Raw genomic sequence first — 11,946 nt, 5'->3', positions numbered from 1 at the left:
TTCTGCCTTAAAAGACTGCCTCAGCGATGAAGTTTGCCAAAACAACTTTGACCTATTCAAAAAATGCTACCAAGTCATGTGGAACTGTGCCACCAACCTCCCCTATCCCGACTTTTATCAAGCATGGCACAATCCCCCCACCACTCCCCATCCCGAAGTCGAAGACACCACTCCAGTTGCTTCCACTCCCTTCACCCAGCATTGCAACCTAGCACTTTTGCCCCAGAGTATTAACCAAGCCATCCAGTCATCTAGTCACCCCCCAAACCGCCAAATCATTTGCATCGACGGTAGCCGCTTCAGCGACCCCAGTAACCCCGCCCTGCAAATCTACACCGTCCTCAAAAAAGCAGGCTGTCCCGCCATTAACGACAGACCCCGCACCATTGGCGAATTGCAAGCCTACTGCGAAGACGACCTCAGTGCAGAGAAAATCGCCCTCATCCTCTACGAAGCACCCACCGATCTACCCCCCCAAGAGTTTGATATCGCCGTCCTCAATCAACTCGCCCGGTTTAGCCATCCCCCCATTGCCGTGGTTGTAGGCGATCGCCTCCCCGAGTGCCGATTACCGCACTTCCTGGAAACAGACCCGGATTTGATCGCCAATATCCTTCAGTGGTTGCACAATTTGGAACGATGAACTAACTTGCTTTTAAACCTTCCTCAACTGCTCCTTCATCAAATCATTCACACTGCCTGTTTTTGCTGTTCCTTGTTTGAAAGACTCCAAAGTAGCTTTAGCATTGGCAGCAATCTCTAAACGTCGCTTTTCAATTCTTCTTTTTTTGATTAGCTCAAACAAATAATCTTGCTCGTCAAGAGATAGTTTTTCAACAGAATCTATAATTTCTTGAAAAGATATAATGCTCATAACTCATCTCGTTTATTAACTGGCTGCAACAGAATTTTAATGATAAACTAGAGAAATAAAGACGCAAAATCAAACCATCTCATTAAATTAATAACTAACAATGATAACTCAAATCGAACTTAACCCAAAATTGGTTCAAGAGGCATTACAATTAACTCAATTGACAACAGAACAAGAATTAATTGATTTTGCCCTACAAGAACTCATTCGTACTCGCAAAAAGCGCAATCTCTTGGATTTAAGTGGACAAATTCAATTCTCAACTACCTACGATTATAAGGCATTACGGGAAAATCGTTTAGCATTTCGCATTTTCTTTCGCTTCTTCTTGTTCTAATAAGCTCATTAACTTATGAGCCGCATCACCATAATTGTAAGGCGACCAAACGCGATGAGATGTAGCATTATCGAGGGATTCGATCGCCTCTTCCTTAGCTAACTCAGCAAGCAAAAATTGCATCATTTGGAACTTCTCAGCACGGGATAACTGCTGCAATTCTTCCAATAATTCAGAATGTGACATAAAAAGCCATTGGATTTATCTCTCCATTTTATCGTGAAAGAGCGCGATCGCACAAAGAGAATGGGTAATGATATGATAAGAATATCGCCAACCGAGCATTAAATGAGGTAAAGTTATGACCATTATTCTCAACCTAAATATCGAAGAAAAATTGATGAAGCACTAAAAATTGCCATTACGCGCTACAATTTGGGTTGTTAACTACAGAAAATAGCAATGTCTGAAATTACACTAGACGAAACCAAACTCAAAGAATTACTCAAAACAGCTATTTTTGAATTACTGCAAGAACAAAAAGAATTATTTTCAGAACTTGTTACAGAAGTCTTAGAAGATATAGGCATGGAAAATGCGATTAAAGAAGGTGAAAATACTGAAATAGTCAGCCGTGAGGAAATCTTCAAAATTCTGGATAGAAAACCATGAATATTGAATTTAGAAAGAGCTTTGCAAGAGATTTGCTCGAAATTATTGATGTTAAGCTGTTGCAGAGAATTCAGGAAGTGATTGAGCGAGTCGAGCAAGCAGAAAAATTAAGCGAAGTGAGTAATATGAAAAAGATAAAAGGCGAGACAGATTACTACCGTATTAGAGTAGGAAATTACCGAATCGGTATTAAATTTAATGATGGTGTAGTTTATTTTGTTAGGATACTGCATCGAAAAGAAATTTATAGATACTTTCCCTAATTATTCACGATCGCACAAGGGCGAGTTTTGCCAATTTCATCACCAACAGTCGGATCGGCACAGTAGAGCCAAATTTCACCTCTACGCATAATCTTGATACTCATAGAAATCTTCGGGACAGTCATCAACAAACTCAGTAAGATTGCTCCCTTTTGCATAGTAAGAACGCATCATTTCAGCCGCATCTCTTAAACTGATTTTTTCATTTGTTGCCGGATTTTGAGGTTGTTCTTTTTCCATCTCGAGTAATTGCATGAGTTGTGCTGCACCTGAATTAGAAGTATGCACTCCAGCCATAATTGCTCCAGTTTCATTTCCCAAACTCAATCCCTCTCCTTTCGCTAATTCAGCAAGCAAAAATTGCATCATTTGGAACTTATCGGCACGGGATAACTGCTGCAATTGTTCCAATAATTCAGAATGTGACATAAAAAGCCATTGAATTCATTTCTCTATTTTATCGTAAAAGAGCGCGATCGCACAAAGAGAATGGGTAATGATATGATAAGAATATCGCCAACCAAGCATTAACGGAGGTAAAATTATGACCATTGTTCTCAATCTGAGTTTGGAAGTAGAGGCAAAACTGAAGGAAGAAGCAACCCGACAGGGAAAAGAGATTTCTGTTATTGCTTCCGAATTGTTAACGAAGGTTTTAGAATGGGAAGCATGGGACAGAGAAGATGCGATCGCGGGTATTCAAAAAGGTTTAGATGATTTTGAAGCAGGTCGATTTCGTTCTTTTGATGAATTTACACAAGAACAATATCGCAAACACAATCTCTCAAACCCAGAATGAATTACCGTGTTAAATCTTGAAAGAGCGCGATCGCGACAATCCCACCCGTCAAATAATCTGTTACTTATTACCCAATTACCGCATTTCCCATTCCTTGGAACATAAGCCAAGAGAGAAAAAAGTTAGTCACAAAAATTGCTAACAGTGATGTTACTACGGCTGTTGTTGTAGACTGTCCGACTCCCTTTGCTCCCCCAGTTGTCGTTAAACCCCAACTACAGCCGATAACGGCAACCAATCCTCCAAAAACAACAGATTTAATCACCGCACTGAAAATATCCCATACCCCTAAAAAATTTTGAATCGATTCGAGAAAAACAGATTGAGAAATACCGTAAAGATTTGTTGCGACTAATAACCCTCCCGACATTCCCAAAAGTAACGATAAAAGTGTTAATACAGGCAGCATCAAACAACAAGCAATAATACGAGGAATGACCAGATAATCAATGGGATCGGTTTTGAGGATATAAAGTGCGTCAATTTGTTCCGTGACCCGCATGGTGCCAATTTCCGCCGCAAATGCCGATCCCACTCGTCCCGCTAAAACCACTGCTGTGAGGACGGGGGTTAATTCTCGGGTTAATGCCACCGCTAAAACGCCACCGATCGCGCTTCCTGCCCCAAAATGAATAAATTCCCGCGCTACTTGAATTGTAAACACCATCCCCACAAAACCCGCCGTAGTTAGGGCGATCGCCAAGGAACCCGGACCGACTGCATTACACTGTTCGAGGGTATTGCGACGGTTAATTTTCGCCTTCAGTAAATGCAAAACAACTTGACCCCCTAAAAATATGGCGGCAATGAGTCGCTGTATCCAATTCCGTAACCCCATATTTGAGGCAACTTGACCTGCCATAATCACAAATAGTTAATAATAATTACATTACAATCGCTTTAAATATCCTAATAAATCTGCCATATCTTGCGGTTTAGGCTGGAACTGGGGCATGGGTGGAGTTGTCCCATCAATCACTTGTCGAATGATTTGCAGGTCGGACCTGCGATCGCTCAAATGTTCCAGGCTTGGACCGACATATCCCGTCCCATAGATTCCGTGACAGCCAGCACAATTAATCGCAAAGATTTCCTGACCTCGCTCAATATTTCTATTTAACGCGAAGACTCTTTGTATATAAGGATCGAAACTGTGGGAATATGAGAACCCCATTATCCCGATCGCAATTAATAAAATAAATACCAGCACGAATAAAACCATTCGTCGAACCGGAATTTGAACTTTGGCTTCTAAGTTAGTCACGGGTTGAGAAAATTGTTTGCGAAAAAGTACCGGGAAAAAATAGATCGATATCCGGAAGTTAGCTAAACTGTTCCCATCGGACTCTCAATTATTGTGCCAAAGTATTGCGATAAATGAAAATATCTTAAGATTTTTCTTAATTTATGTTAATTTTTGTGTTTTTCTGTTGCTAATGGTACCTTGGCTGAGTTGGCTTCGGCAGTTTTTTTAGTTTGGAGTTCCCAAACTTTAAGAATAATAAAATATTCGTAGAAAGATTGGAGAACGCACCAAGCCCAACCCGGACGACCATCCCAAATTCCTCCCAACAGGAAATACATATATAAAAATCTTAAAAAAGGGCGAAAAGGAAGACGTAAAGAGAGGTCTTTAAGAGCGCGACGCTTCTCAACCTCCGATCGCCCCCAAAACAAATCTTGCCAGCGAACATCTCCCGCTTCAAGTTGAGATAGGGTTTCTCTCGCTTCATCGGTGGAGTAACGATTGTGTTTTTCCAGCCAACGACTGAACCCCTTACCGCTTGTATAGTGAGGATAGGTTTCTTTTAAAAAGCTCGTTTCACCGTCGCAAATTTCTCGTTCGGTGTGGCCGTAATCATCAAACCAAACCTTATCTTTACGGAAAAGTCGGAGTTGATAGCGGGGATATTGGGTGCAATGGCGAATCCAACGATTCATAAACATGACCCGTTCCGCCACATAATAGCCGATATATTTATCCTTGTTTTGAATAACTTGACAGCATTCGCCATAAAGTTCTGGGGTCATGCGTTCGTCAGCTTCAAGGATGTAAACCCAATCATATTGGGTGGGGACTTCCCGCAGCATCCAAGTGCGTTGTTTACCGTGACTTTCAAAACTGTGTTGGACAATGCGAACATCATAGTTACTAACAATATCTAAAGTGCGATCGCTGCTATAAGAATCCACAATAATAATGTCATCGCACAAAGAAATAATAGACTCGATACAAGCTGCGATTTCTATTTCTTCGTTGTAAGTCAGGATATAAATAGAAAACATTAATAGGTTTTGGGTATGGGTTAGAGTTTATGGGTTATTCATTGATAATTATTCACTGATAATTATTCATTGATAATTGTTCACCATCCCACTCGAAAAAAGAGTGGGATGAGTGAGAAGCCTAGACGCGACGGCGACTGGAAGCGCCACCTCCTCCAGCTAATCCTCGAAAGCCCATTGCACCAATGACACTATAGCCGATGGACAGCAATAAACTGCTGACTCCGGTGCGAATACCCGATTTAAAAGCGTTAGTTTTAGCACGCTGTTCCGCTTCCTGTCGGCGTTCTTGGAGTTGGGTTTGAGCCGCTTCTAACTGTTCGTCCAATGCGGCTGGATTGGTTTTTAACTGTTCGATTTGACTGCGGATTGTTTGCAATTGTTCGAGACGAGGACCTGTGACTTGACCGCTTTTAATTGCGTCGTCGAGTTGTTTAATGCGATTGTCGTCTATGAGGAGTTGATTGATTTGGTCGAATTGGGTTTGAATCTGCTGTTCCGCAGCCGTTAAACCCTGTTGAATTTGTTCAGTGGCCTGTTTCATTTTATAGCGAAGATTCCCTAAGTGCAGGGGAATAAACAATAAAAACATGAGTCCGAGGATGCAGGCAAACAAAAAAGACCAAAATCTTAAGTCAGTGACAGAAACACCGCGACTTTCATTCCCGAGGGATTCGCCGATCCAATATCCCACAATGAGGAAAGCAATCCCCACCATGGGAATGATACCGCGATCGACAATATTGCTGGCTAAAGTCAGTTGCCAGTCTTTGTTTGTAATCTGAAAGGGAATCGCTAGTACAATATAGTCAAGCAGAGACGAAACGATGAGTATCACCCCGACAAGTTTAAGTGCTAGAGAAGAAAAGGCAGAAAAGGCTGGATTGTTCATTATTTTTATCTGAGTCGTATCAGTTTAATCTTTGGGGAAGCATGAAGGCGAGAGGATTAAGCATGAAAGCGCCTGTAGAATTCTTCTCTTATCTTGCCCGAACTTGTCGGCATAAGGGAAGAGAGTCGCCTCCAGTTATACCTCGAAAGCCAGTCCAGCCAATAATAGTGTAACCAATGGCGAGGAGCAAGCTATTGATAACCGCGTAAAAGCCGGATTTTAAAACATTTGTTTTGGCTTCGTTTTTGTCCTGTTGATGGCGATCGCCGAAGTCCGCGATCGCCCGCAAAAACAAACGCCCACCAGGGTAAATCTGCTCATGAAATACGCTGAGTTATTCCCGTCAAATATTCTGGCATCCAATATCCGCAAATGAGGAAAGATATCTGGTTATAGGCTGAATTCAATGTGCTTGCCAATTATGTTGGCTGCGTTTCCGATCGCAGAAATGCCCGTAAAAAAATTTGGACTAAAAAACTCTTGCTCTAGATTTCCTATCTTAACCCACGATCGCCTCAGCATCGATAAATTACGAGGAGAAAACTGGAAAAGACTGGGGATGCACTCTGTCGATCTTAAATTCCGATCTGGAAAATGTAACGTTAAGTTACAAAATCGGGAGAGCGCGATCGCCAAAAATTCAAAAAAAGTTATCGAGCAAAAAACTGATTTGCGCCTTTAAGCTGGAAAATAACTAAATTTAAAGAATTTCATGGGCAATCCATCAATTGAAGTTTTAGCCGATAAGAGCGCTCTAGTAAAACGGGCAACGGTTCTGGTACTGGAGAAAATCCAATCCGCTTTGCAAGAGCGAGGACAATGTACTCTGGTTCTCGCGGGGGGCAGTACCCCTAAACCCCTTTATGAGGCGATCGCCGCTCAATCTCTCCCTTGGGACAAAATTCACGTTTTTTGGGGAGACGAACGCTATGTTCCCCACGATCATCCCGACAGCAATTATAATATGGCTCGCAAGGCATGGTTAGAGCGGGTAGACTTCCCAGAAGCCAATATTCACGCCATGCCCACGGGAGCCAAGGATGCCACCGCCGATGCCCATCGCCACGATCGCGAACTACAGGGCTTTTTTGGGGTCAAAGCGGGGGAATTTCCCCGTTTTGATATCATCCTCCTGGGCATGGGAGATGACGGTCATACTGCGTCTTTATTCCCCCAAACAGAAGTCTTACAGGTATGCGATCGCCTCGTCGCCGTGGGCAACAAATCCGGTCAACCTCGCCTAACCTTCACGATTCCCCTGATCAATCGCGGGCGTTGCGTTATCTTTTTAGCAGCAGGAGCCAACAAGCAAAACGCCCTTGCTCATGTTTGGGGAAATTCCGCCGATCCCAAGGATTATCCCTCCCGTTTTATTCAACCCGAGGGAGAACTTTGGTGGTTTGTTGATGAAATTGCCGCCCGCGACATTGAAGCAAAATAAAACAATAACCGATAACCGATAACCGATAACTGAAATAATTGACATGATCGTTTGTCCGAATTGCAATCACCAAAACCCTGACGGCGCAACCCAATGCGAAGCCTGTTATACGCCCCTACCTACCATGACCAATTGCCCCAACTGCGGCGCGATCGTGCAAGTCGATGCCAGTTTTTGCGGACAATGCGGTTATAACTTACAGGAAACAAGCATCACTGTGGCAGAAGAAGGGGAAAATAACGGCATTGAACTCAGCAAATCTGAGGTTAGCACGCCTCCACCTTTGAGTTCTACGGTAGCAACGGTTGTGGAACAAGAAGAAGAAGGTACTGCTGCTTCTGCACCCCCTATTTCCACCGGGGGCTCCTCGACGCAACTCCAAGTTAAAACGGCGAGTTTACTGCATCTGCAAACCGATACTGTCATTGAATTTCCACAAAATTTACCCGTGATTCATATCGGCAAACCGGGAGGACCGATCCCCCCTGATGTTGATGTTTCCGGGTTTCCCGACTCGGCGATCGTTTCGCGGGTTCATGCCGATATTCGCGTGGAAGCAGATGTGTTTTTCATTGAGGATGTGGGCAGCGCCAATGGCACCTATATCAATCATAATCCTTTGCCTCCAGGAAACCGTCACCGCCTCAGAGCTGGCGATCGCATTGCTTTAGGGAAAGAAGATAAAGTCACGTTTATTTTTCAGCTTGCTTAGGAATAGGGGGATGAGGAGGGATTGTTTCCTCCTTTCTTCCTTCTAAGGTAGGGCGATCGCGCACTCTTTTTTTGATAGTTTTGCGTTTCATTGCTTCGCCAACGGTCACGTTAACTACCCCACCAATGAGAAAAACGAGGGAGGTTAAATACAACCAGAGCATTAAAACAATAACCGCCCCGACTGCCCCATAAACCTTGTTATATGCGCCAAAATTGTCCACGTAAGCGCGAAACAATAAGGAAATACCCGCCCAAGCAAAGGCAGCTAACATGGCTCCTGGGAGAATGGGAGTGCCTTTGCGCCACTGACTCGGACCTAAGCGGTAAATGAGGGCAAAAGCGACGATCGCAATGCTGAGAGCAAAGGGCCAATTGAGTTGTTGCCAAAGTTTGAGCAACCAATAGCTGCCAATTTCCAATTTCTCGATGGGGAGTGCCTCAATGGTCCGGACCGCGAATTTCACGAGAACATCGCCGACAAGGACGAGAAATGAGGCAATGAGGAGCAATCCGATACTGCCTAGGGTAAGGAGGAGGGAAATGATTTTGGCGTGCCACCAGGGTCGTCGTTTGTGTCTAGGAATTTCGTGAATGCGATCGAGGGCATTCATCGCGGCACCGATCGCGGCGGAGGAGATCCACAAAGTGGCAGCAAAACTGGCGGAAAATAGACCTGTGCTGCGGGTACGAGTGATTTCTGTAACAAAGTTGGAGAGAAGTTCCCAAACTAAATCTGGGGCGACAATTTTCAGGTTCGCTGCTAACCCTTGCATGGTAGAACCGAGAGACTCATCTTGTACAACCCCAAAGCCTTCAATTAAGGTGCGAAAGAGAGTGGCTAGGGAATTTTCAAAGAGGGCGATCGCGGTAATCAGCGCCAAAATTGCTGGGAATAGTGCCAGCAGGGAATTATACGCCATTTCTGCGGAAAGACCCGCCAAACGTTGGCGAAAAATTCTCGCGATAATGGTGCGGATAACTAACCAATTTAGGTAGGAAAAAAAGCGGAAAAAATGCGGGAGTGGCATGGTGAAACTGATTCACGATTAGATCGCTTGCAAATTCGTGTTCGATCCCCGTTAACCCCCCTGAAAAAGGTCAGCATTTTGCAATGATGCAAGAGGTCTATATCTTAATTTGCCAGATTTTGGTCAAGCTGGCATCACGGGAAAGAGTTCGCATCTTCAGTTAGGATAAATTTTTGTAGAGAACGATCGCAATTTTTCGGACTTTTTTCAAGGAGTGCTGGGTTATGAGTGAAGAGGTGGTGCAATGGCTGGCGGAAATTCGGACGTTAAAGCAACAATTGGCGCAGTTGGAGGGCGATCGCAATGCGGCGCAGGAGAGTGCTGCACATTGGCGCAAACTCTACAATATTGAAGCACGACAGCGACGGGAGGAGGCGCAGTTGGCTCGCCAGGAGAGTCAACTCCTACAGGCAAAACTCGAGCAGGTTGAGGAGGAAATTCCTGCACTGTCGATGGAGGATATTGAGGCTGCTATTAAGGCGGAAATTGCTGCTTTGGAGACTCCTGAAGCGATAAAGGGGAAGTTAATTACGGTCATTCGCGAGCGCGATCGGGCGTTGGAGGCTTTAAAGAATGAACAGGACAATCATATCGAAACTCGTCGCAGTTTAACGGCAGTTATTGGGGATACCATCGATCAATTGACTCGAATGCGTAATGAAAAATAGGGGTTTTTGTTTTGGGTTGGCGATCGAGATTATTTTTAGAGGGTAATATTTCGGGTTTGCATTTCTTCGATAAATATTTTTAAGCTGGGATTTTTGGGATAATATTGGGTGAGTTCTTTGGGTTTAGAATACTTTCTAGAAATTTGCTCGTAATAATCTAAAGTTTTTTCGATTTTTATTTTTGAGTTTTTCTTTTTCAAGCATTTTGTGAGTTGCTTATCACAACCTTTGATCTTTGCCGCTTTTTTGGGATCGTCGCAATACAGAGGCAGCAACCAACACTCAATGGAGTGAATGGCAATCGCAAAAATAAATTTTTCTTCATACTCTTCATATTGAAAATTGTGACATTTCTTGCCGATGATTTCTTTAAATTTTGCAACAACGCGATCGCGTAATTCCCCTACGCTTAATTCTCTTCCCGTTCCAGCTTCATGCTTTAATATATCAAAATTCTTATTATCAGAAACATCAGTATCGATATGAATAATAATATAAGTACAAGAGCCAAGAGCTTCTATAAATTCTTGCGACTCGCAATATTCAAAGACTTTCTCCCATCCTCCATAAGAATCTTTATCGCGATCGGGTTGTAATGGTTGTATTAATAGATCGGGATCGTCAAAATAACCATAGAGAATATTTTCAATAACGACTTGGTCGATTATTCCTTCTGTTACTAAGCCAAAATCAATCATTATCAGAGATACTATTTCAAACGATGAAAATATACTAAAATCAAAAGTTTTTGGGGAGTCCGCCAATATAGCCTCTTAAGAATGCTTCTGAAAGTCTGACAGGTTTTTGTCCTGCGATCGCTTTCGGTTTAGAAACTCTCCTAACTTTAGTATATCCAAATTTGTTACGATAAACAACAAATAATCTTTGTTCGTCATCATCTAAATCTAACCCATCTAAAACAGCAGGATTATGAGTTGTGAGAATAGTTTGTTTATCATACTTCTGAGCGAGTTCGACTAACTCTTGTAGTAAACGACGGCATAATCTAGGATTGAGAGAATTATCAATATTATCAATCGCAAAGAAATCTGGGGTTTCTTCGCCGACAAAGAGGGCAAGATAGAAAAGAGTAAATAAAAATCCTTCATTTGAACTGCGCTGGTCAAAATATTTGAGTTCTGGATCGAGATATCTATCAAAAATATGAATTCTTCGTTCGTTCTCAAATAGGTCTTTAGGAATTTCAAAATCTTTAAACCAACTGATTAAGCGAAGTCGTTCTTTTATTTCATTAAATCTTGTTTTATCTTCTTTCATATCAAGAAATCTCAAAAATTTAAACAATCCTTCTCCATGAATACCTAGCGGTTGAATCTGTCCTTCTTGTTCAAAAATTCTAAGTGATGAATTGTTAGGACAAAACACAAGAAATTCTGAAAAAAAAGATAATCTATTAAAATTATTTAGTTCGTCTTTGTATTCCTCATTCAAATCATTTAAGCTCTTTTCCAATAAGATTCTTTGTTCCAATATATCATTTTTAAATTGAACAATATTTCTGATTTTATTTTGTAGATCGTTTTTGTTTTTTTGTATATCTTTTTCTATTTCATCTAACTCTTTTATGCGTTCGTTAGATTTGTCTAACATTTTGAGTCCATTACCATAAACTTTTTGAGGATTAATTTGCTCCCATTGATCGTATAATTTATTTTCATGAGTTAATGCAAATGGAAATTTTTTGAAGTCATTTAAAATTATTTCTACTCCGACATATTTCTCAACATTCTCTTTATCAAAAGCCGATCGCATAAACTGAGGTTGTGTGACGCGAATACCGCGAGACACCAAAAACTCATTATCTAACTTGTCACTATAAGCCGCAGAAGCCAGCGCGATCGCCTCCAGAATATTAGTTTTTCCGCAGCCATTTTCCCCAATGAGAACATTAATGCGTCCCAATTCCAGATCGAGACTTTCAATCGATTTATAGTTTTGAATCTTAACTTCTCGAATCATGGTTCAAATTATCAGTTTGCTATTTATCCTGTTGCGATCGTAACAAATAACC

At 42.1% G+C, this 11,946-nt stretch carries 20 protein-coding genes and 1 pseudogene; 9 read left to right on the top strand and 12 right to left on the bottom strand.

All coding sequences use genetic code 11. The features are described 5' to 3' along the window. Positions 1-643 (top strand): annotated as a pseudogene (locus tag VB714_RS22400) (PBS lyase); the annotation flags it as partial. A gap of 12 nt (positions 644-655) precedes the next feature. Here the strand turns inward: VB714_RS22400 and VB714_RS22395 are convergent. Next, positions 656-874, bottom strand: coding sequence for a hypothetical protein (locus tag VB714_RS22395; RefSeq protein WP_323226927.1), 219 nt, complete (start codon positions 872-874; stop codon positions 656-658). 100 nt (positions 875-974) lie between these two features. On the opposite strand from VB714_RS22395, the gene VB714_RS22390 reads away from it, so the two are divergent. Continuing rightward, positions 975-1,211, top strand: coding sequence for a type II toxin-antitoxin system VapB family antitoxin (locus VB714_RS22390; protein WP_323226926.1), 237 nt, complete (start codon positions 975-977; stop codon positions 1,209-1,211). Here the strand turns inward: VB714_RS22390 and VB714_RS22385 are convergent. Further along, positions 1,173-1,397, bottom strand: a complete 225-nt coding sequence (locus VB714_RS22385; RefSeq protein WP_323226925.1) for a hypothetical protein — start codon at positions 1,395-1,397, stop codon at positions 1,173-1,175. The two genes, VB714_RS22390 and VB714_RS22385, sit on opposite strands and share 39 nt — an antisense overlap. Before the next feature lie 216 nt (positions 1,398-1,613). On the opposite strand from VB714_RS22385, the gene VB714_RS22380 reads away from it, so the two are divergent. Next, positions 1,614-1,823 carry a hypothetical protein gene (locus VB714_RS22380; RefSeq protein WP_204103953.1) on the top strand — a complete coding sequence of 70 codons (210 nt, stop codon included), beginning with the start codon at positions 1,614-1,616 and terminating at the stop codon, positions 1,821-1,823. After that, on the top strand, positions 1,820-2,086 hold the full coding sequence (locus VB714_RS22375) for a type II toxin-antitoxin system RelE family toxin (RefSeq protein ID WP_204103954.1): 267 nt from the start codon (positions 1,820-1,822) through the stop codon (positions 2,084-2,086). The genes VB714_RS22380 and VB714_RS22375 overlap by 4 nt, the downstream gene beginning before the upstream one ends. Here VB714_RS22375 and VB714_RS22370 read toward each other — a convergent pair. Further along, entirely contained in the window at positions 2,083-2,175 is a 93-nt protein-coding gene (locus tag VB714_RS22370) for a type II toxin-antitoxin system PemK/MazF family toxin (protein ID WP_204103955.1), read from the bottom strand. The two genes, VB714_RS22375 and VB714_RS22370, sit on opposite strands and share 4 nt — an antisense overlap. Continuing rightward, the gene (locus VB714_RS22365; protein ID WP_323226922.1) at positions 2,168-2,515 is read right to left on the bottom strand and encodes a hypothetical protein; all 348 of its coding nucleotides are present in this window, start codon (positions 2,513-2,515) and stop codon (positions 2,168-2,170) included. Before VB714_RS22365 ends, VB714_RS22370 begins: the two co-directional genes overlap by 8 nt. 115 nt (positions 2,516-2,630) lie before the next feature. Here VB714_RS22365 and VB714_RS22360 point away from each other — a divergent pair, with 115 nt between their 5' ends. Beyond that, on the top strand, positions 2,631-2,885 hold the full coding sequence (locus VB714_RS22360; RefSeq protein ID WP_323226921.1) for a hypothetical protein: 255 nt from the start codon (positions 2,631-2,633) through the stop codon (positions 2,883-2,885). A gap of 67 nt (positions 2,886-2,952) precedes the next feature. Here the strand turns inward: VB714_RS22360 and VB714_RS22355 are convergent, their stop codons facing one another. The 5 genes from VB714_RS22355 to VB714_RS22335 form a co-directional block, all read right to left on the bottom strand. Then, complete coding sequence (locus VB714_RS22355; protein ID WP_323226918.1) at positions 2,953-3,747, bottom strand: MlaE family lipid ABC transporter permease subunit; 795 nt, start codon at positions 3,745-3,747, stop codon at positions 2,953-2,955. 27 nt (positions 3,748-3,774) lie between these two features. Then, positions 3,775-4,149 carry a cytochrome c gene (locus VB714_RS22350; RefSeq protein WP_323226916.1) on the bottom strand — a complete coding sequence of 125 codons (375 nt, stop codon included), beginning with the start codon at positions 4,147-4,149 and terminating at the stop codon, positions 3,775-3,777. 146 nt (positions 4,150-4,295) lie between these two features. After that, entirely contained in the window at positions 4,296-5,171 is an 876-nt protein-coding gene (locus VB714_RS22345) for a glycosyltransferase family 2 protein (protein WP_323226915.1), read from the bottom strand. 121 nt (positions 5,172-5,292) lie between these two features. Next, positions 5,293-6,063: an HpsJ family protein gene (locus VB714_RS22340; RefSeq protein WP_323226913.1), complete on the bottom strand. Its 771-nt coding sequence runs from the start codon at positions 6,061-6,063 to the stop codon at positions 5,293-5,295. Between the two features lie 88 nt (positions 6,064-6,151). Further along, positions 6,152-6,352 carry a hypothetical protein gene (locus VB714_RS22335; RefSeq protein ID WP_323226912.1) on the bottom strand — a complete coding sequence of 67 codons (201 nt, stop codon included), beginning with the start codon at positions 6,350-6,352 and terminating at the stop codon, positions 6,152-6,154. Positions 6,353-6,469: 117 nt separating this feature from the next. On the opposite strand from VB714_RS22335, the gene VB714_RS22330 reads away from it, so the two are divergent. The 3 genes from VB714_RS22330 to VB714_RS22320 are packed head-to-tail and all read left to right on the top strand — an operon-like array spanning position 6,470 to position 8,216. After that, on the top strand, positions 6,470-6,745 hold the full coding sequence (locus VB714_RS22330) for a hypothetical protein (protein WP_323226911.1): 276 nt from the start codon (positions 6,470-6,472) through the stop codon (positions 6,743-6,745). Between the two features lie 30 nt (positions 6,746-6,775). Then, complete coding sequence (gene pgl / locus VB714_RS22325; protein ID WP_323226910.1) at positions 6,776-7,504, top strand: 6-phosphogluconolactonase; 729 nt, start codon at positions 6,776-6,778, stop codon at positions 7,502-7,504. Positions 7,505-7,547: 43 nt separating this feature from the next. Next, positions 7,548-8,216 (top strand): FHA domain-containing protein, encoded by a 669-nt coding sequence (locus VB714_RS22320; protein WP_323226906.1) that lies wholly within the window; start codon positions 7,548-7,550, stop codon positions 8,214-8,216. Here the strand turns inward: VB714_RS22320 and VB714_RS22315 are convergent. Then, a complete protein-coding gene (locus tag VB714_RS22315) occupies positions 8,197-9,246 on the bottom strand; it encodes a YihY/virulence factor BrkB family protein (protein WP_323226905.1) in 1,050 nt (349 codons plus the stop codon). The genes VB714_RS22320 and VB714_RS22315 overlap by 20 nt on opposite strands. 224 nt (positions 9,247-9,470) lie before the next feature. On the opposite strand from VB714_RS22315, the gene VB714_RS22310 reads away from it, so the two are divergent. Then, on the top strand, positions 9,471-9,914 hold the full coding sequence (locus tag VB714_RS22310) for a hypothetical protein (RefSeq protein ID WP_323226903.1): 444 nt from the start codon (positions 9,471-9,473) through the stop codon (positions 9,912-9,914). Positions 9,915-9,949: 35 nt separating this feature from the next. On the opposite strand, the gene VB714_RS22305 is transcribed toward VB714_RS22310, so the two are convergent. Then, positions 9,950-10,612 carry a hypothetical protein gene (locus VB714_RS22305; RefSeq protein WP_323226902.1) on the bottom strand — a complete coding sequence of 221 codons (663 nt, stop codon included), beginning with the start codon at positions 10,610-10,612 and terminating at the stop codon, positions 9,950-9,952. Positions 10,613-10,652: 40 nt separating this feature from the next. Continuing rightward, positions 10,653-11,894 carry an AAA family ATPase gene (locus VB714_RS22300; RefSeq protein ID WP_323226900.1) on the bottom strand — a complete coding sequence of 414 codons (1,242 nt, stop codon included), beginning with the start codon at positions 11,892-11,894 and terminating at the stop codon, positions 10,653-10,655. Positions 11,895-11,946: the final 52 nt, after the last annotated feature.

It is taken from the genome of Spirulina sp. 06S082, assembly GCF_034932145.1.
In the GTDB taxonomy this organism is placed as follows: domain Bacteria; phylum Cyanobacteriota; class Cyanobacteriia; order Cyanobacteriales; family Spirulinaceae; genus CCY15215.
Note: the sequence above shows the minus strand (reverse complement) of the source record. Positions and strands in the feature narration are given on the sequence as shown.